We start from the raw sequence: 19,873 nt of genomic DNA, 5'->3' as shown, positions 1-19,873 counted from the left end.
TCTTTTCTGTGAATTAATTGGTGTTTACTTCCTGAAAATTACGGCAATAACGAGTAATGAAAAGCGAATTATGGCAACTTTGCTGCTACTGGAGTGGGTATTATGGAAGTTAAAGAATTGCCGCGTAGGCCAAAACCAAAAGTAGGGGAATCCTTGACGAGCTTTATTTTTAGGTTATGTAATTCAAATAGGATGGATATAGTTTCTTTTTTGAAATTAATATCAAACTCCAGAATTTACCTTACTGATTTATTTAAAGTGGATATATTTCCAAAACGCTTTATTAATTTGCACATTTTATCAAAACTTTCCAAAGTATCAATTGGAGAATTAGAAGCACTGACAATATCATCTTTACGTATAAACTACTATGATCATTCTCATGATGAAGAAGCATATATTCGCATTTCAAGAGTTTTTAAAAAGGAAGTGAGAATGTTTTGTAGAATGTGTCTTGAAGAAAATAGAACGTATGATCTTTTATGGCAAGTAAATGGTATTCATACATGTAGGACCCACCGTACGAAACTTACCAGTAGATGTGGTTCATGTGGTGAAAACCAAAAGTATGGAAATAAACTAGCACCATTTTTAAAATGTTCATCATGTGAGTGCGAATTGTTTAAAGGTGAAATAGAACATGAATCTTATGACGATGTTATTAGACAACTTGATATATATAAAGACTGGGATTGCATACTAGACACCGATAAACCATTTGTAAAGAAACAACAAGAATACTCAATGGAGCATTCATGCCTATTAGTTTTACTTTATTTTAAGGATAAATTAAAAGTTTCATTGCCTCGTCTAGAAATAAGCAGAATTAGAGAAAGTATAAACAGTGGAGAGAGTTTAGGGAATTTCTCATTGTTATCTTATCTAGGATTTGTAAGAGAAATGAGGCTAAGTGTATTTGAATTAAGTGAAGTTAAACTATCTAATGAATTAATTGAATCTATACTTTCCCCTAAACCAACAAAAAATGAACCAGGCTCATGTTTGTCTCCATGGTGTAAATTCCATAAAAGTACAAAAGCAATGAGAAAAATACCCTCAAAGAGTGCAAATAACTACTTTGCATGTGAGGGTTGTTTTATGAAATATAAAATTCATTATATGGATCGGAGTTGGATATATGAAGGTGAAGGAGAACCGTTTAAGTTGTATTGGGAAGAAATATATCCGCTGCTTACAAAAGAAATTTCTAATGTAAAAATTAGAGAATTAATAAAATTAAGCGATGCAACTCTTATAAAAGCAGAGGCATACTTCTCGCACTTTTATCCAGAATTAGCTAAAATAAGAGGTTTTTCCGATTTCAAAAATGCAAGTCTGTATTCAAAAGAATTTACCTTACTAATTGAGAGTGATCTTAATGAAAGAGGAATGAGGAAGTTTGCAAAAGACAAATTGGGATGGGGACAAAAGAAATTTTATTATTATTTGATGTCACCAGAGATGTTGAAAGAAACAACATATAAAGAAATCACTAAAAATATGCCTAAACGTGGTGCGGCCAACGAGTGGGGGATCATGGTTCAAGAGGAGATAGACAAGATGATTTCGGATAATAAGTCTATTTCTGTATCAGAAATCGCTGAGCGCTTGAACTGCAAGCGAAATACATTGCTTGTGAATGGTCTGTGCGAAGTTATTCACGAAGCTAAGAAAAGACAATTGAATCAAAATGAAAATTCTAAAATAGAAGATATTAAAAATAAAGTTTCAATGTTTTTAACAGAATTATTAAGTGATAATAAAAACGTTAAATCAGGTGAGATATTCAATTTCATTAAATTTGATAAATCTACTCGTGATCCGAATTTGAAAAAATGGATTATGGAGCAGATATGTAAACATAATGAATTAATTAATGACGAATCTGATTTAAGACTGCTTAATAAAGCTAAAATCGTTGCGAATCAATTACATCAAGAGATGAAGGGGGTAACAAGAACTCAAATATTAAAGATTCTTGGTATAGAATGGAAGACTGTATGTAAGAAGTATAAGAGGCTTCAAGTATTTTTAAATAACCTTGTACTTGAAATATCAAGAATTGTGAGTGATAAGTAGATGAAATCTGCTGTATACAAAATATCCATTTTCAAAGTTTATAACAATTAGATTTTCATCCATAAAATACATTGAAACTAAACCGCGGTAGTATGAATTTAATACCCATTAACATTAAGTAAGTAAGAATACATAAAAAACATTGTGGCTGCTGCAGTCTTCTATATAATATTATGCCCCTTATGTATAAATTCTTGAATACAGGTTAATAGTTTCAAATAAACGGTTTTTTAATTGAAGAATAAGTCGTCATTGAAAGTATTAAAAAGGGGGGCATAGATAGTCCATGCAAGAAAGTATATACATAGAATTTCAGAAAAGGGTACTTAATTTGTACGTTGAGCATCCGGAAGTAAAAAGAATATGGAAGAGACTTGATAAAAACCGATGGATATTACGCAATGGAATGGAAAGTGATGATTCTCCAATTCACATATTTATTGAAGGGAAATCAGGAGCAGGAAAGTCACAAGCAGTAAAAAAATATTTGAAACAAAATAAAGGTTATACTCATGTGGATGAGAACGGCGATGAAACAGATATAAAGCCGGTTCTCTATATGAATATGCCAGTTCCATTCACCTATAAGGGTTTTTATAATAATATACTAAAAAGTATGGGGATTCCACCAAGCTTGACACAAATAGATGTCGATAAAATCAAAAATCAAGTGTTTCGGTTATTAAAGGATCTGAAAGTCGAGATGTTAATAATAGATGAATTAGATTACTTACTAGTTAGAACATACGTACAAAAACGAGATGCTATGGAGACCATCAAAGATATTGCAAATTCTACGGATGTATGTCTAGTTTGTGTAGGTACGAACGAAATTGAAACTCTCCGTACTTTGAATACTCAACATATTCGTAGATATCCTAGAACCGTTTTTAATCACTTTCAGTCATGTGATGAGAAGTTTCTCGATTTTCTTAATGAAGTTGAAAAGCAACTTGATATTGAGCCAGGTATAGAGCTTGGTTGGGGAAAACCAAACTGTACATTTTCAGAGTTATTATTTGAACTCACGGGAGGGCTCGTTGGATTTATTAAACCAATAATTCATGAGGCTATGGATCTTATTGGAGTTTTTGAAGAAGATTTCTGTGATATTGCTAAACTAAAAAAAATAGATGGAGAAATTCTGGGTCAGGCTCAAAAAAATATTATTGGTGATTTGGCTGAAAAAGATTTGGCGAAAATCTTAGAAAATAAAGAGCCTACTAAAAATAGTGATGATCAAAGTGCTTAAAACATTAACATGAAAAGGCGACCAATTTGCTGGTCGCCTTTTCATGTTAATCAAACATTTCATTCAAAATATTTTTTACCTTTTTAACATCACTTGATTTCAATGAAAGAAGAAGGTTTACTATTTGTTCCAAATCGTCGGATTTACTTTTAGTACGGCCTTTTAGTTTTGTATATTCAAACAAATCATAGAGTCCGACATTCAATGCATTCGCTAATTTGATTAGATTAAGAATAGTTATGTTTTTTCAGCACGTTCTACTCCACCAATATATGTATAGTGAAAATTAGCTAATTCAGCCAATTGCTCTTGTGATAGACCTTTTTGCTTCCTTAAATCACGAATTCGATCACCAATTAATTTTAAGTTTATTTCAGACATTAGCTACACCTCTATCTGAAGTGTAGACAACTGAATTGGAGTCAAACATGTGCGCGAAAGTAGTGAATGTGAAAATATAATATATATACGTATTATAAAACTAGTATCTGTCCATAATAATATTAATAGATTACTAGGAGGTGCTTAATTGTGGAAGAATTATTTGATTTATTTCCACTTGAACAAGCAGAACTAACAGAAAAAGGACTATTGTTTAATGGTTTTTTTTATTCTTGCAGTGTAGCAATTAGGGAGCAATGGTTTCTACAAACTGATGGATCATCAAGGAAGATTGGGGTATTTGTAGACCTATATGATTCTGACTACATTTTAATTTTATTGAAAAATGGCAGTCTAACTATTGCTTACAGAATTATTGAAAATGCAACGATGGATGTGCAAAGCATAGAAAGTTATCAAGAAATTATTAGGTCACTCAAACAACAAATGAAAACGAGAAAAAAGAGGGGGAAATGAAAGATAATAATTTCCCGAAATTTAAGTTACCTATTCGGCCAGCAATTTTAGAAAATGAAAGCATTTCAGGTTTTCTTTATCGATTGTCGAAAAGTAATTATTTTGCAACAATCGCTTGTTTTGAGAAGTTGCTTAATTTAACAACTTATCAAGCTCAAAATAATGAGCTTAGGGATGAGAGTATAAGAAGACTTGGAAACTTGATAAACAAAGATGTAGAGTACTTCAGTTTACATAACGGAAGTAATTTACAAACTTACTTAGGCTCAGAACTTTATCTAAAGATTATTATGAAAAATAAAGTGAAATTTTGCCCAGTTTGTATTGCTGAAAACTACTACCATCGAGTTGTATGGACTATTACACCATTTCATTATTGTACTCAACATCATGTTTTGCTGGTAGATCAATGTCCTCATTGTTACAACGTAATAAATATGACTGATTTTATGAATCGATCATGTCAATCATGCTCATTTAAATATGTGAAATCGCAATCTGAAGTAAATAAGAATCATATATTTGTTGAATCTCAGATTCAAATAGTAAAAGGCTTTTGGGATATGGAATACTGTGTTATTGGAAATTGTAGTTTTAATCATTTTTTCCAACTAGCTTATCATAGCTTCTATTTGCTGGGAGGGGCATCCGATTATACAGGTATGTTAGAACACAAGTTAAAGTTGTTCTACTATCGTTCTGATGGTGAAAAGAGTGGACTTGTATTTGCTAATGCAATTGCAAACGTTTATTGGATGTATTCAAATTTCCCAGATAATTTTTATACTGTTCTAAATGATTTCCTGCTTCGTCAAAGAGGGCAACTTAGATGTGATAGAATGAATAGTTTTGAGAAGATTTTTGATATGCAGGCTTTCAAATGGATTCAAGAAGCATATAGCTCATTTTTTATTGATCTAATAAATAGCGGTAGCGGCAGAATGAAATTAGATAAGTATGTGAGTCTAAAATATAACTTAGTTTCAAAAAAGGAGACTGGCTTTATTTTAGGTATCAAATCCGCTGATGTCATGAGATTAGTTGAGGAAGGATATTTGACACCAGTTAAAGTAGCTAATTTTTCAAACCATTTATTTACTATTAAAGAAGTTAATGCGTTACTTGAGAGATGTATTGGGAAAATAGTTCTTGATAAACATCACTCATTAATTAGTTTTCAAGATGCACTCAGTAAGTACTCTGTGAACTCTTTAACTATCCTAGATATTATTAAATACACGTTATCAGGACAGCTTACTCCTGTTTGTATAGGTGAAAACAAAAAGCTGGTTAATAATTACTATGAGGAAAAGGAAATAGAACGCTGCTTAGAATTGATTAAATTGAATCAGCAAAATGAATACAGGTATGTGTTTAGCGATGTAATGAAGTTACTGAAGATTGGTGAAAAAAAGCTTTGGAGAACTCTTGAAGATAATAACATTAAGGCTGATTTTACTTTAATTATGAAAGACGGCTGGAGACGCTTTTACTTTAAAGAAGATACGATTCAGAGGATTAGGGGATGTATAAACAAGTCAACTGAGAATCTAGCTCCAAATGCTATAGAAAGGATATGAGAAACTTGAGTATAGAAGAGGTGAAAAAGTTCATTGTTGATGGTTCATATTCGAAACTTAAGATTGAAGAAGAGAAGCTCAAGTTCTTAAAAAGTCTTATACGTGATGAGCAAGATAGTTTAAATAATAAGCGAATGATGTGGAGAGAACATGGGGTTATTGGAGAATTTGTAACGAACAACCTCTATGACTACAATCACTTCGAGTTAAAAGTAATTCTTTATGACTTAGGGATACTACCCGTTATTTCTTATTTAAATAGCAAATTATTGTCAACCGAGGAACTTCAAATACTTAAACCATTTCAAATTTTAGGAGAGAAGTATATACGATACTCTCCTAATAAATACGGTAAGATGAATGGATTAAATCAGAGTACTTTTTTCGAAAATATCTTCGAAATTAGCTTATCTGATAAAGTCGCGCTATGGAAGAAAACTTTTCAGGAGGTGGAATCGCTTAGGACGGCTTGGGAAAGAAGAAGAAAGTTGGCAGCTGTAGCTCCGTTTACTTCGGTCTCGTTTGAGCTGGGAACTATTTCAATGTTAGAGTCACCTGTACGTTTCAAATCAGATAAAGTATTTGAACTACTAAATAAAGAGGCACTCCTAAAGTGCTCAGTGGTGGATATCCAGAGAATAATTGAATACACAGCAAGAGGTTTTTTGAAGAAATCTGAGTTGAATAAACTCAGGAAAATTAATGATATTCAGAGGAAATACATATTAATTACCTTGCAAAAGGAACAAAACAAGCGAATGTACTGGCAATCAAAGTTAGAAAAGTTATCTAAATTAAGTTATTAAGTTATCTTGCTCAGGCAACTTTATAGTAGTAACCAAGTAAATAACAATCGCGGATGGGTGAAAGTTAGGGTGACTCCTGTTGGCGTTATACTCGTTGAAATCCACTTATAATGAACGGATTGATTTCCGAGAGGATGATGCGTTTGGTTATGATATAGGTCGTGATGTTCATGCCGATCAACTGTTTAAATACCCTGCTGAAATGGGCAGGCGTGACGGAAGCTAGTTTGGATAGCGTATTGAGTCCGATATCTTCACAAAAATGCTGATCAATATAGATTAGAATCTCTCTCATCCATAAAGGACCAGTAAGTGAATCTATCGTCGGAGATTTTGCATCAATCCCAACATCACGTTGGATATACAGCAGCAACTTAAGCAACTGCAGGAAGATAGCTTGGCGGTAGCCTAAGCTCTGATGCATAAGCTCGAAGTGCATGGACTCAAAGGACAGATCCAGTTGATGACTCTGTGATATCCTAGTCTCCAGCTTATAACTTCGGAGTGTTACGGCTTGTTCGAAGATATGCAAATACGAGAAGTCAGCGCCTATTGCTGGCGTCTGCACTATACTAGGAGAAAAGTATAGTGCAGTGGACGTCACAGGTTGTTCTTTATCAGGGGTTGCCCGATGTATGATGTTGCCAGGGCTAAGAAACAAATCCCCTTGGTTCATGTCATAAAAGGTGTGATCGATAAAGGATGTGCCACTCCCGCGATACACATACACAATTTCATACCACTCGTGTAAATGGTCAGGAAGCTCGCTTTGCGAGCTTTTTGTATTTTTATAAGCTAAAGAAAAAGTGAAGGCGTCATTATTATCAAAAATTTTAAGTATAGGAGCCACAAGTGCCACTCCTTTAGCCTCGTTAATTCAATAATATCAAAAAACCGTATAGTTATGCTAGATATCGATATTTTATATCTAAAAAATGATGATAAAATCAAAGAAAGCGATATCTTCTTAGGTGAAGGAAAGAAGGAACACAATGCGTATGGATGCTCATCAGCATTATTGGAAGATCGACTGGGGGGACTATGGATGGATTACACCCGAGGTGCCCGTGTTATTTCGTGATTATTTACCAAGTGATTTGGTACCGTATCACTAGAAGTTCAACGTGGATAAGACCATTGTTGTTCAAGCTGCGCCGACTCTAGAAGATACGGATTATTTACTTTCGTTAAGTGAGACCACAGATACCATTGCCGGTGTTGTGGCCTGGCTTGATTTAGACGATCCTGATTATCTTGTTCAATATAAAAAGCACAGTCAGCATCCTAAATATGTAGGCTTCAGGATTATGATTCAAGAGCTTTCAGATGCACGGTCTATCCTTCAGCCTCATTTTGTAGAGGCCTTGCACTATTTCGCAAAGGAAGATGTGCCAATTGATCTACTTGTTCTTTCTCATCAATTGGATAGTGTCATCGAGTTATTGGAGCTCGTAACAGGTTTATGTGCTTGATTGATCATATTACGAAACCGTCGATAGCTAAAGAAAGGTATAATCGAACCTTGGAAAAGCCAAATGTCGGCGATTGCGAAGCATCCTAATATTTATTGTAAAGTTTCAGGCGTGGTGACCAAAGCTAATCATTTGGATTGGAGAACAGAAGGTTTTACTGACTATGCTCAACATATTTTGGAAGTTTTCGGGACTGATCGTGTAATGTTTGGAAGCGATTGGCCAGTTTGTTTGCTCGCGGCTGGGTACGAAGATGTAGTAAGTGTCTTGATGCAATCCTTACCAGAAAGTTGGTCGGAAGAAAATAAGTCTAAATTATTCGGTCTGAATGCAAAGGAGTTCTATAAATTATGAAATATCGTAAATTAGGCAAAACGGGACTGGATGTTTCCGTCCTAAGCTATGGAGCATCCTCACTAGGGTCTGTTTTTCGTGAGACAGATGAGGGAGAAAGCATACGAACAGTTCATATGGCTATCGATTTGGGTATTAATTTAATCGATGTATCCCCGTATTATGGGTTAACGAAGGCGGAAACAGTTTTGGGTAAAGCAATTGGGCAAATCGACCGAGATCGCTTTATTCTAACAACGAAGGCAGGAAGATATGGAGCAGACGAATTCGATTTCTCAAAAGCCAGAATCCTTCGAAGTGTTGAGGAAAGTTTGAAGCGGCTCCAAACGGACTATATTGATATTTTATACCTACATGATATAGAGTTTGCGCCATTCCGTGATGTTCTCGAAGGGGCATTCCCAGCGTTAGATAAATTGAAACAATCTGGTAAAATCCGATATTTTGGGGTTTCAGGGTTACCGATGTCCGTCTTTGAGAAGGCACTGGCTCACAAGGAAATGGATTCCGTTTTGTCATACTGCCATTATGCGCTGAATGATACATCCTTGTTGGAAGTGGTACCACTGCTTGAGCAAAACGGTGTGGGTTTAGTGAATGCTTCACCGTTAGCTATGGGTCTCCTGAGCACGAGATCGGCAGCGGGCTGGCATCCGGCTTCTATAGAGATTCAGCGATTATGCAAGCAAGCTGCTGAGCATTGCGCGAAGAAAGGGACTGACATCGCGAAGCTTGCAATACAGTTTGCGACGGCAAATGAGCGTATTCCTACAACGTTGGTCAGCACTGCGAATCCGGATAACATTCGCAAAAACATTCAATGGACCGATGAGCCAATGGATACTGAACTCCTGCATGAGGTAATGGCGATTTTAGAGCCCATTCATAACCGTTCATGGATTAGCGGGAGAGCAGAATATAACGAAAAGACATATATTTAAGAGTGCTTTAGTTACTGGAGGGAGGCAAACATGAAAGCGATCGTTTGTGAACAAATTGAGCAATTCAAGTATGTTGATGTAGAGGAACCAACCGTAGGTGTGGGTGAAGCACTGGTTCGCATCCAGCGAATTGGCATATGCGGGACAGATTTACATGCTTTTAAAGGGAATCAACCTTTTTTCAGCTATCCGCGTATTCTGGGGCATGAGTTGGCAGGATATATAGAGAAACTGGGAGCGGAAGCCACGGGATTCGCAATAGGTGATCTCGTTAGTGTTGTTCCTTATATACACTGCGGTGATTGTATTGCATGTCGTAATGGCAAAACAAATTGCTGCACAGACATGAAGGTATTAGGCGTACATATCGATGGGGGGATGAGAGAGCGCATTTCTCTCCCTGTAAGTCATTTGATTAAAGTTGAGGGACTAACTCTTGATCAAGCTGCTATGATGGAGCCGCTTAGCATCGGTGCTCATGCGGTGAGAAGATCAGAGCTGCGTGCAGGGGAAAACACGTTAGTGATCGGAGCGGGGCCGATCGGTCTTGGGGTTATGATTTTAGCGAAGCAACTTGGCGCTAACGTGATAGCAATGGATATTAACGAGGAGCGATTAGCATTTTGCCGGGATTGGGCAGTTGTTGATCATACTGTAAATGCGCTCCAGCTTCCGAAAGAAAAGCTAGCAGAGCTAACGAACGGCGATTTCCCGACTATCGTCTTTGACGCAACTGGGAATGCTAGATCGATGACTGACTCCTTTGGTTTAGTCGCCCATGGCGGAAAGCTCGTTTACGTAGGGCTTGTGAAGGCCGATATTGCTTTTCATGATCCCGATTTCCATAAGAGGGAGCTAACATTAATGGGCAGCCGTAATGCTACCATGGAGGACTTTGATAATGTAAAGATCGCATTAATGTCAGGGAGTATCGACATTGACCGTTATGTCACGCACCGTTGCTCTTTTGAGGAAATGGTGGATCAGTTTGAAACATGGCTGAAACCGGATTCTAAAGTTATTAAAGCAATGGTTTGCTTATAATAAGGAAAAAGAACTTGTAAACAATAGTGTAATTCAATAATATGCCTAACAGGGAATGTTTACTTATGTAAACATTCCCTGTTTATTTCTAGAGGGTTCGTTAATTCGTAGAATGAGAGCTGTCTGGTTATTTTTTATGTATGTATTTACATATCTTTATTGAACTAAGCGGTGTTAGTGGGGTGTATTCTTATTATGTGACAGACTCCGTTGGAACAGTTGCAGAGCTAAGGACCGTCTATCGGGTGGATGGTCAAATTTTTCGAAACGCTTATATTGGTGAAAGAAGTGGTCCGTTTGCCGACACTAGCGCAAATTCAAGGCGCCACGGAAATACAAGACAGCACCTACCAGTTTACCGATGGCACTATCTACACGAAGTATGATTGGGCAGGATATTATAAAAACGATTTCGTACATGGCGTCAATGGCAATGGCTATGGCGTTTGGGTTATTCCTGCAGCAGTGGTATTAAATATGAATAAAATTGAAAAACATTTTTAACCTCATTCATACAAGCGTATAGGTGAGGTTTTTCTAATTTCAGACATACAATGTTTTATCTCGAAGTTTTTTAAGGCAAGAGGAGGAACTAAAGTGAGGTTTGAGAGATGAGGTAGAAATGAAGAAAGCATTGGACGATCTTGGGCTAAAGGCGTTATCTACGTTTGGCAGCTATTATTATGATTTCAACGAACAAATCAAATATGCAAAACCATCGGAGCAAAGTATATTGTGGTCCCTTCTCCCAGAGAGACCTTCACAGATGACTCGAAGATTCAGGAGCTTATCAACTCTCTAAATAAATTTGGAATAGAGCTGAAGCGTCACGGTCTTCATCTCCTTTATCATCCTCATGCTCACGAGTTTGAGATAAAAATGGACAGTATTTTATTGATCGATTGTTAGACGGTATAAGCAGTGATCTCATGCAGTTGGAATTCGACCTCTATTGGGTGAAGAAAGCGTGGTTGGACCCGAAGACGACTCTCCTTAAATATAAAAGCCGTGTTCCGCTCATTCACATCAAAGATATGGATCAAAGTGGAGACTTTGCTGAGGTCGGCCACTGCACGATTGACTGGTCCCCAATTTTTCGTATTTTGAAGGACGTTGGCGTCAAATATTACTTCATTGAGCAGGATCAAAGTTTACATCCATTGGAAAGTGTACGAATGAGTATCGATTATCTTCGATCTATTGGTGTGGTACTTTCAAGAACCTAAGCTGCTTTCCATTCAACGATCGAATATTGCAAAGGAATGCATATTCTTCCAATACTAAAGCCATACTGAGTATGGTAGTTAAGATACCAAATTTAAAAGGGGAGATTTGATGAAATGGAATCAATTATTAAAGTCTAATAGTAAATCAATTGAACATAACCGAGATACACTTGAAGAGCAACGTATATCTGGTAATATCCCTATTTCAGAGATAATGGAGGGTAACCTTAGACGGGTAAAAGACATATTTATAAATTGCCAAGATATTCAAATTCTTCCATGGAGATATGGACCTGAACTAAAGTACGAAGCGTTTTCTGTGTATTTTGACACGCTTATCCAAAACAAAGAGAAAAATTACATGAAAGAATCTCTTCAGGATCTTGTGACTCAAGAAGTAGGACCAGCATCGACGATCAGTCCTGAAGATGTGAAGTCTCATTTCAATCGACATGTTGTATCTGCTCAATCTGCCGTTCTTGTTGAAGACTTTGATCAAGTCGTTTTAAATATCTTAAACGGTTATATCGTTATCTTTTTCGATACTTGGAACAAAGCGCTTAGTTATAAAGCTTCTGGTCTTCAATCGAGGCAAGTCACTGAACCAATCAATGAGTCAGTGGTTCAAGGACCTCATATGTGTATGATCGAGGGTCTTACCCAAAATGTCGGCTTAATGCGAAGTCTATTGAAAACACCTAGTTTTAAAATAGAGAAATTCACAGCGGGACTTAATGTCAGAAGGACAGTAGCATTTGGTTATCTAGAAGGAGCCGTCAATCCCGAAACATTGGCTGAATTTAGAAGGAAAATTGCTGGCACAGAGAAAGAAGAAATACTGGAAACATCCTATATAGAGGAATGGATTGAAGACGCTATTTTTTCCCCATTTCCGCAGTTTCGTTATACGGAACGTCCGGATACAGCCGTCGCTGCACTATTAGATGGAAAAATCGTGGTTATGGTTGACGGTACGCCAACGACAATGATTTGCCCAGGCTTGTTTATCGAGTTTTTTCAATCGAGTGAAGACTATTACACGAGGACGGTTTTTGCGTCCTTAATCCGGTTATTGAGAGTAGGCGCGTTTGTGATATCTCTTTCGTTGCCGAGCGCATATATTGCCTTAACAACGTTTCATCCTGAACTGATCCCTACTGTACTCTTATTAGCTATTCTTGATTCACGTGAAGGGATCCCTTTTCCTGCCTTTGCTGAAGCGTTAATCATGGAATTTTTCTTTGAATTGCTGCGTGAGGCTGGTATTCGGTTGCCACGGCCTGTTGGTTCAGCGGTTAGTATCGTTGGAGCCCTTGTCATTGGTCAGGCTGCCATTCAAGCAAAAATAGCTTCTCCCATCATGGTCATCGTGGTCTCTCTCACCGGAATAGCTTCTTTTGCTTTGCCACAGTATAATATGTCGATCGCTCTTAGAATTTTGCGGTTTCCTCTGATGATCTTCGCTGCTTCTATGGGGGGCTTAGGGATTATGATCGCTTTTTTGCTGATTTTACTGCATTTAATTTGTTTACGATCATTAGGCCAACCCTATCTTTCAACACTGGCCCCCTTTCAACCGGAACAACTTCGGGATATTATCATTCGCGCTCCACTGCAATTGCTATCCCAGACCCCAAGAAATAAGCATTTACATAAAAAACCCAAAAGACTTTAAAATCTAATTTGTTTCAACAAAAGGGAAGGATAAAAGATGAGAATATTCATTTCTATCCCCTTATGTATCTTAGCTTTTCTGCTATTATCGGGTTGCTGGGGGAAATACGAGCTGACTCAGTGGGGATTTGTACAAGCAGTAGCCATTGATCAAATGAAAGATCAACAAATTCAATTAACCACGCTATTTTACAAGCCAAGTGGGGGCGGAGACGGAGGGAAAGAAAAAGCCCCATCTACGGTAGTCATTAAGACGGAAGGGGAAACCATATTCGACGCTGTTCGCGATATTTCCCTCCATTTAGGACGGAAAGCACATTGGGGGCATATGAGAATTATTATAATCGGTGAAGAGGTGGCAAAAACAAAAAACTTGGGCAAAATATTGGATTTTTTCGTAAGGGATTATGAGCCTTGGGGAAACGCTACAGTCTCGGTAGCCGAAGGTAAAGCAACCGATTATTTAAATGTTAAACCTTTAATTGAAGGAACCATAAGTCAGCAAATAAGACAGTCTGACAAGGCTGCGACGCGGTATTCATCTAAAACAACTGAGATTAATCTGCTGGAACTGATGGTCCAAATGAAAAGCGCTGTCGGCGTAGCCACGGTTCCTTATATTCATACAAATAATGCTGAGCCAAAAACAATCCCAGTTGCCGGAGATATTTTTTTAAAAGATGCCCGAATGGTCGATGGTGTAATTGAACCCCAAAAAATCCAAAGCTTACTTATGCTAGAAGACAACTATCACGGAGGGATTATTAAATTTGCTTGTAACGCTAAATCCACTGAGAACAAAACGGAATCCTTTGAGGTTTCAGGGGTTAAGACGAAACTATCTCTTAAGATTGACGGTAATACGATTTCTGTTTATGTCCTAACCAAGATCGAAGGAAGTGTTGGTGAGCTCAGTTGTTTTTCAACAGAAACGAAGGGAAAAGAAAAAGCTGTTGAGAAAAAGATTGAAAGAACCGTAGAGCAAAATTTACGAACAACAGTTCAATATCTGCAAAAACAAAAAGTGGATGCCATCGGTATTGGAAATCGGATTTACAGGAAAAATCCTGCATTGTGGGATGTATGGAAGGAAGATTGGGATGATCGTTTTGCAGAAGTTTCCTTTGAATTCGAAACTAAAGTAGCCATTCGAAATACGGGGATGAAAATAGGTAAGCCGTTTTCTAAAGAATAGGGGACTGAGACCATGCTAATGAGATGCATCCTTCCTGTCGTTTTATTTACCGTCTTATTCCTCTACGAAGGTAGGAAATGGAGACAAAAGTGTAAAAGAGAGCTCATCGTATACGGAGTTATGCTATTGGGTGCTATGTATTTAAGTCTTAGCTATGTGTTAGAAAAAAAGTGGCCGAACCTTAATGATTTGTTCGGCTTCTTTTTCGCCGGACCGGCTAAACGTATCGTGGAATTTATGAGTCCCCCTGCCTAGATATCATCTAAAGTATAACGAAGGAGGATTACGATGAGGAGTCAAGAAACCATTAGTTCCTGGCAGCTATCTATCCTCCTCCTTGCTTTTCTAACAGGTTCATCTATTGTTCACATTCCCTCCCCATTGGTGAATGTTGCCAATAATGGTGCTTGGATTTCTATATTATTCGCAAACGTACTCACGATGCCCATTTTAGCTTGCATTCTTTATTTATACCGGAAATACCCTGGAATGAATTTTATTGACTACAGCCGAAAAACACTTGGTAAATGGCTGACCATTCTTATATCAATCCCTTTCCTCCTGCTTGTATTGTTTGATCTTTCCCTAATCATTATTGACTTAGGCGGCTTTCTCACAGGCTCGATGTTTACTGAAATGCCTACCTCCGTGATTCACTTTGTGATTCTTCTGACCGCCGCTCTAACTGCACGTGCAGGTATTGAAGCCATGGCAAGAATGTTTACCCTACTTATTTTAATGATGTTCGGCTTTATCACTATCGTGTTATTATTCGCTATCCCCGATTATCATTTGGAATACCTTTTTCCTATACTCCCTAAGGGAATCAAGCCGGTTTTTCACGGGACTTATATTTCATTCGGATTCCCAAATGCGGAAATCGTCTATTTTGCACTGCTATTTCCATTTGTTCGGAGAGAGCAACAAAAAACATTGAGTAAATTTATGTTCGTTGCCCTTATTGCAGGCAGCTTCGCCTTAATTCTCACAACAGTAAGCACATTAATGGTTTTTGGACCAATCGCTGGTGAATTGAAGTTTTCCTTGTTTCAACTTGCCAGTATCATATCTATTCAGGATATCATTGAAAGGATAGAGACCATAATCGGTATGACTGTCATCGTTGGCCATTATATGAAAGCAACCACTACAATTTTTATTCTAATGGTCACTTTATCAAATGTATTGAAATTATCCAACGTACGTAGCTTTACTTTTCCAATTACGCTACTGGCTTTACTCTTGACACTCACTATGTTTAACGATGAAATGGAATTTGTCGAAACTGTTATGGTCATGTGGCCATTATTAATTACTACATTTGGGGTTCTACCGATTCTTATCATCACTTTGATAACGTTTTTGAAAGGGAGGAAATCCAAAGAAAAAGATATTCCTTCGTCGGATTGAAGAGAAGGTTAAGTAAGCATGACCTTAAACCAACTCGAGTGGACCGATATCTGCCCGCTTCCTTAGTGTTTAGAATAGCTAATAAGGAAGCGGGTCTTTTTTAATTTTCCTCATTTGAAGCCCTTGGTGTGAGTCTCTTGCATTCGGAACGATGTCACTGACATTGGGAACGACTCCGCCAAAGGGTACCCCATTCCTGGTAATTCTTTCGAAGTAGACTCTTCTTTTCCGGGAGTTGTTTTACAAAAACTACACTGTCGATTTAAGTGAAGTAAATTTATTAGAACATTCGTCGATCGTCTGGTTATACAAAGGACATCGTCCCTTTGTGGAGAAATTGTGGTTACCGCACCAAACAATTTCCATATAAAGGAGATGTCCATCTCATATGGTATCGCTTACATGTCCATCGTCAAGTTCGGTCATCCCAGAAAACGGATATACACTCTGTTACCGTGGCAGGTTTCGTCTGTCCTCTCTGCAGTAGAATTAATTAATAAAGTGTTTGGTTTGACAGCATAATCAACAACATTATGGAGGCTATCTTTGATCTGTTTTTATAGTTGCACCAAAACTCCTTTTTATATTTGACAAAGTTGTTTTGGGCTGAACTCCCCATAACCTTCCGCTTGAACTGACGGGCAAAGCATTCTCGGATTGCCGTACGAGGCGAAAAAGGAAATTGCTTATTGCCATGGGAGATATTAGACTTGGTTGCTTCCCTCGGGAATGATCGATAATCTATCAGCAAATTAAATGTAAAAAAATATATTTGGTCCCCTCCGTTCTCGAGTCCCATTGTAGTCATAGTTGAATGCAAATACAATAATAGATTCATGTTATTTCTTCGAAGTTAAGATAGAACTACTCTATGTTTGTTTTGAGATATTTCGAATCAATTCGAACGGCTTTATAATGAGGTTGCAAAGCTGAGTTTGCTGGAATATTGAGCTCTGGAACCGAACCTGTCTTCGTTTTTTTTAATGTATCTTAGTGCAATCAACTTCACGAGAGATGAAAGAGGGAGGAAATATGTTCAAAATATTGAATTTGCGTACTGAATATTTGATTAACCCAATGGGTATTGATGCTGTTCAACCGAAATTAAGTTGGAATATAGATTCTGATATGAATGACTCCATGCAGGAAGCCTATCAAATTACAGTCAAAGAGGATGACCAAAATCGAATAGTTTGGGATAGTGGAAAGGTCTACACCGGGGAAAGTATTGGCATTGTCTACAGAGGAGAGCAACTGAAGGCTAAAACTCGATATGTTTGGCAAGTGCGGGTTTGGGAAAATCATAATCGAAATTCCATAAGTGAGCATGCAGTTTTTGAAACAGCGATGTTAACCAAGGATGATTGGGCAGCTCAATGGATTGAGCCACAACCACTGGGAAAGCTTGAACATAATCCCTATGATGAAATGGAATCATTCTGGAACGCCATGATTGCCTCTTATACAGATAGCGGCGTATCAACTGATATTGATATTAGCAATATGGATATGAACAGTGTAAAAGATAGGATCAATTTAGATCCGGTGGTTAAGCCAGAACAATCGCAACAAGCCGCAGCCAGTAAGGATGAACAAAATGGTGGTGAAACACCATTCTCATTTGACGACTTTATGTCTAGCCTTCCCTTCCAACCCTATCATCCGGTTGTCATGTTGCGAAAAGAATTTTGTTTACAAGGCATGATTCGTAAAGCGAGATTATACATGACCGCTCATGGTATTTATGATGTAAGGATTAATGGTTCGATGGTTAGCGACATGGAGTTTGCACCGGAGTTTCAGTCCTACCATGAGATGCTGCAGTATCAAACATTTGATGTAACCAATTTATTGAATGAGAATCAGAATGCCATTGGGGTGTTGATTGCCGATGGTTGGTACAAGGGAAAGATCGGATTAGGTAAAGGTAATGATTACGGCGACAATCCAGGCTTGCTTATGCAACTAGAGGTTCAATATGAGAACGGTGTAGTAAATGTCATTAAATCGGATGAAGATTTCCGATTCAGTTATGACTCACCCTATGTGTATTCGGATATTTTTAGAGGAGAAAAATACGATGCCAATCTCGAAAAGGATGGTTGGGACAAAATTGGCTATGATGATTCTTCTTGGGGACGTGTTGAGAAAAAGGATTATTCATTGGACAATTTGTTCGCCCAGAATGCCGAGCCCGTTAGACGAGTTGAATGTATTGATCCAATTGCCATTATCACTACCCCTGAAGGCGATTCTGTTATTGATCTAGGACAAAATATAGCCGGTAGAATAAAGATGAAGGTGACAGGAGAAAGAGGACTAGAAATTAAGTTGGAGCACGCCGAAGTTTTGGACAAGGAAGGGAACTTCAGGAATTTGGTTCCAAATGCCAATAAAGATCAAACTGACTATTATATTCTGAAGGGCATTGGGGAAGAAGTCTACGAGCCCAAATTTACATTCCACGGCTTCCGATATGTGAAAGTCACGAATTACCCAGATGAACTTCAATTAGGAAACTTCCAGGGAGTTGTCATTTCTTCAGATGTTGAGAAGACAGGAGCATTCAAGTGCTCAGATGAAAAAATTACGAAACTTCAGAATAATATCTATTGGAGTCAGAGAGCAAATATTTTATCTATTCCTACGGATTGCCCTCAAAGAGAAAGAGCTGGCTGGACTGGGGATATACAGATATATGGTGAAACGGCGTGCTATAACCAAGGACTTGAGCCATTCCTAAGACGTTGGCTAAAAAATGTAAGGATCGACCAGCTGGGAGATGGCCAAATCTTGTCTGTTGTTCCCAAGTTCAGGAGTTACATTCATGTTAACAGTTCATCCTCCGCGGGTTGGGGCGATGTTATCGTTTTATTGCCATGGACCATCTACAACATCTACAATGACACAACCATTCTGGAAGAAAACTTTGATGCAATGATCAAATGGATGAAATATGTCGAAAAAACAGCCTCCAGCTCTATGCCAAAAGGATTGGGTGAAATCAGCAAAGAACGGCTTGCAAGACAAAAATATTTATGGAATACGGGGTTTCACTTTGGTGACTGGCTCATTCCAAGCGTGAAGAATGATAAAGGCTTCGTGGATGGGACAATGTCCGCTTTTATGACGAAGGATTTAGTAGCCACAACGATGTATGCCTTCTCTACTGAAACAATGGCTAAGATTTGCCGCGTATTAGGAAAAAGCGAGCTTGAAGATCACTACTTGGCATTAAACCAAGATATTAGAAAAGCCTTTGCTGATGAGTATATCCAAGAGGATGGCAGCTTGACTAATCAGCTACAGGGATTGTACGTATTGGCATTACAGATGAATATGGTGCCAAAAGATAAGGAAACGTTAGTTGTAAATAAACTTGTTGAGTTAATTGAATCCAATGATTGGCGATTAGACACCGGCTTTCTATCTGTACCGTTTATATTAGAAGTATTAACAAAGTATGGACATAAGGATATTGCTTATACATTGTTATACCAAACAAAGAGTCCTTCATGGTTATATGAGGTTGATAAGGGTGCAACGACCATATGGGAGTCATGGGATGCCATTCTTTCTGATGGAACGGTAAATAACTGCTCTTTTAATCATTATGCCTTCGGTTGTGTCGGAGATTGGATTTATGAGAACATCGCGGGCATCCGAAGAGAGTCGGCGGGGTACAAAACCTTTACTATTTCTCCCGATTTTCAATCCGGGATGGCGTATGCTGAAGGAGAATTCAACTCCGTTTATGGAAGAATTAGCACTTCATGGCAAGTCAAGGATAACGTCAAGCGGTTGAAAGTCAAAGTCCCTTCAAATACAAGAGCAAAAGTTATAGTCGGGGATTTCGTAAAGGAAATTGGAAGCGGAGAATATTCGTTTTCATTTGATTCTTGATAGATCAACTGGTGATCAGCAAATATCCCGTACCCATGCATTCGTCTGGGTACGGGATATTTTTATAGTGGTTTTAGTA

The 19,873-nt window shown here is 37.9% G+C and carries 18 protein-coding genes; 16 read left to right on the top strand and 2 right to left on the bottom strand.

Annotated features, from left to right (window positions below; all coding sequences use genetic code 11):
• The first annotated feature begins 102 nt into the window (after positions 1-102).
• Positions 103-2,079, top strand: a complete 1,977-nt coding sequence (locus AC58P7_RS11005; RefSeq protein WP_497342675.1) for a TniQ family protein — start codon at positions 103-105, stop codon at positions 2,077-2,079.
• 286 nt (positions 2,080-2,365) lie between these two features.
• A complete protein-coding gene (locus AC58P7_RS11000; protein WP_497342673.1) occupies positions 2,366-3,331 on the top strand; it encodes a TniB family NTP-binding protein in 966 nt (321 codons plus the stop codon).
• A gap of 237 nt (positions 3,332-3,568) precedes the next feature.
• Here the strand turns inward: AC58P7_RS11000 and AC58P7_RS10995 are convergent, their stop codons facing one another.
• Positions 3,569-3,712, bottom strand: a complete 144-nt coding sequence (locus tag AC58P7_RS10995) for a helix-turn-helix domain-containing protein (RefSeq protein ID WP_497342672.1) — start codon at positions 3,710-3,712, stop codon at positions 3,569-3,571.
• A 150-nt stretch (positions 3,713-3,862) separates the two neighbouring features.
• On the opposite strand from AC58P7_RS10995, the gene AC58P7_RS10990 reads away from it, so the two are divergent.
• The 3 genes from AC58P7_RS10990 to AC58P7_RS10980 are packed head-to-tail and all read left to right on the top strand — an operon-like array spanning position 3,863 to position 6,575.
• On the top strand, positions 3,863-4,189 hold the full coding sequence (locus tag AC58P7_RS10990) for a hypothetical protein (protein WP_497342670.1): 327 nt from the start codon (positions 3,863-3,865) through the stop codon (positions 4,187-4,189).
• Complete coding sequence (locus tag AC58P7_RS10985; protein ID WP_497342668.1) at positions 4,186-5,769, top strand: TniQ family protein; 1,584 nt, start codon at positions 4,186-4,188, stop codon at positions 5,767-5,769. Before AC58P7_RS10990 ends, AC58P7_RS10985 begins: the two co-directional genes overlap by 4 nt.
• Positions 5,770-5,774: 5 nt before the next feature.
• The gene (locus tag AC58P7_RS10980) at positions 5,775-6,575 is read left to right on the top strand and encodes a hypothetical protein (protein WP_497342666.1); all 801 of its coding nucleotides are present in this window, start codon (positions 5,775-5,777) and stop codon (positions 6,573-6,575) included.
• An 85-nt stretch (positions 6,576-6,660) separates the two neighbouring features.
• Here AC58P7_RS10980 and AC58P7_RS10975 read toward each other — a convergent pair whose 3' ends face one another.
• Complete coding sequence (locus AC58P7_RS10975) at positions 6,661-7,425, bottom strand: AraC family ligand binding domain-containing protein (protein WP_497342664.1); 765 nt, start codon at positions 7,423-7,425, stop codon at positions 6,661-6,663.
• 142 nt (positions 7,426-7,567) lie between these two features.
• Between AC58P7_RS10975 and AC58P7_RS10970 the strand changes: the two genes are divergently transcribed.
• From AC58P7_RS10970 to AC58P7_RS10920, 11 genes are all read left to right on the top strand, one after another.
• Entirely contained in the window at positions 7,568-7,690 is a 123-nt protein-coding gene (locus AC58P7_RS10970) for a hypothetical protein (RefSeq protein ID WP_497342662.1), read from the top strand.
• A gap of 9 nt (positions 7,691-7,699) precedes the next feature.
• Entirely contained in the window at positions 7,700-8,047 is a 348-nt protein-coding gene (locus tag AC58P7_RS10965) for an amidohydrolase family protein (RefSeq protein ID WP_497342660.1), read from the top strand.
• Positions 8,048-8,110: 63 nt separating this feature from the next.
• Entirely contained in the window at positions 8,111-8,401 is a 291-nt protein-coding gene (locus AC58P7_RS10960) for an amidohydrolase family protein (protein WP_497342658.1), read from the top strand.
• Positions 8,398-9,342: an aldo/keto reductase gene (locus AC58P7_RS10955; protein ID WP_497342657.1), complete on the top strand. Its 945-nt coding sequence runs from the start codon at positions 8,398-8,400 to the stop codon at positions 9,340-9,342. The genes AC58P7_RS10960 and AC58P7_RS10955 overlap by 4 nt, the downstream gene beginning before the upstream one ends.
• A gap of 30 nt (positions 9,343-9,372) precedes the next feature.
• The gene (locus tag AC58P7_RS10950; protein ID WP_497342655.1) at positions 9,373-10,386 is read left to right on the top strand and encodes a zinc-binding alcohol dehydrogenase family protein; all 1,014 of its coding nucleotides are present in this window, start codon (positions 9,373-9,375) and stop codon (positions 10,384-10,386) included.
• A 279-nt stretch (positions 10,387-10,665) separates the two neighbouring features.
• Positions 10,666-10,890, top strand: a complete 225-nt coding sequence (locus AC58P7_RS10945; protein WP_497342653.1) for a hypothetical protein — start codon at positions 10,666-10,668, stop codon at positions 10,888-10,890.
• A gap of 398 nt (positions 10,891-11,288) precedes the next feature.
• Positions 11,289-11,612, top strand: coding sequence for a sugar phosphate isomerase/epimerase family protein (locus AC58P7_RS10940; RefSeq protein ID WP_497342651.1), 324 nt, complete (start codon positions 11,289-11,291; stop codon positions 11,610-11,612).
• A 214-nt stretch (positions 11,613-11,826) separates the two neighbouring features.
• The gene (locus AC58P7_RS10935; RefSeq protein WP_497343010.1) at positions 11,827-13,287 is read left to right on the top strand and encodes a spore germination protein; all 1,461 of its coding nucleotides are present in this window, start codon (positions 11,827-11,829) and stop codon (positions 13,285-13,287) included.
• 36 nt (positions 13,288-13,323) lie between these two features.
• Positions 13,324-14,481, top strand: coding sequence for a Ger(x)C family spore germination protein (locus AC58P7_RS10930; protein WP_497342649.1), 1,158 nt, complete (start codon positions 13,324-13,326; stop codon positions 14,479-14,481).
• A gap of 288 nt (positions 14,482-14,769) precedes the next feature.
• The gene (locus AC58P7_RS10925; protein ID WP_497342647.1) at positions 14,770-15,891 is read left to right on the top strand and encodes a GerAB/ArcD/ProY family transporter; all 1,122 of its coding nucleotides are present in this window, start codon (positions 14,770-14,772) and stop codon (positions 15,889-15,891) included.
• 1,032 nt (positions 15,892-16,923) lie between these two features.
• The gene (locus AC58P7_RS10920; protein ID WP_497342645.1) at positions 16,924-19,794 is read left to right on the top strand and encodes an alpha-L-rhamnosidase; all 2,871 of its coding nucleotides are present in this window, start codon (positions 16,924-16,926) and stop codon (positions 19,792-19,794) included.
• The last annotated feature ends 79 nt before the right edge of the window (positions 19,795-19,873 follow it).

Source organism: Paenibacillus sp. J22FR5, assembly GCF_059691975.1.
This window is presented reverse-complemented; position numbering and strand designations above follow the sequence as displayed.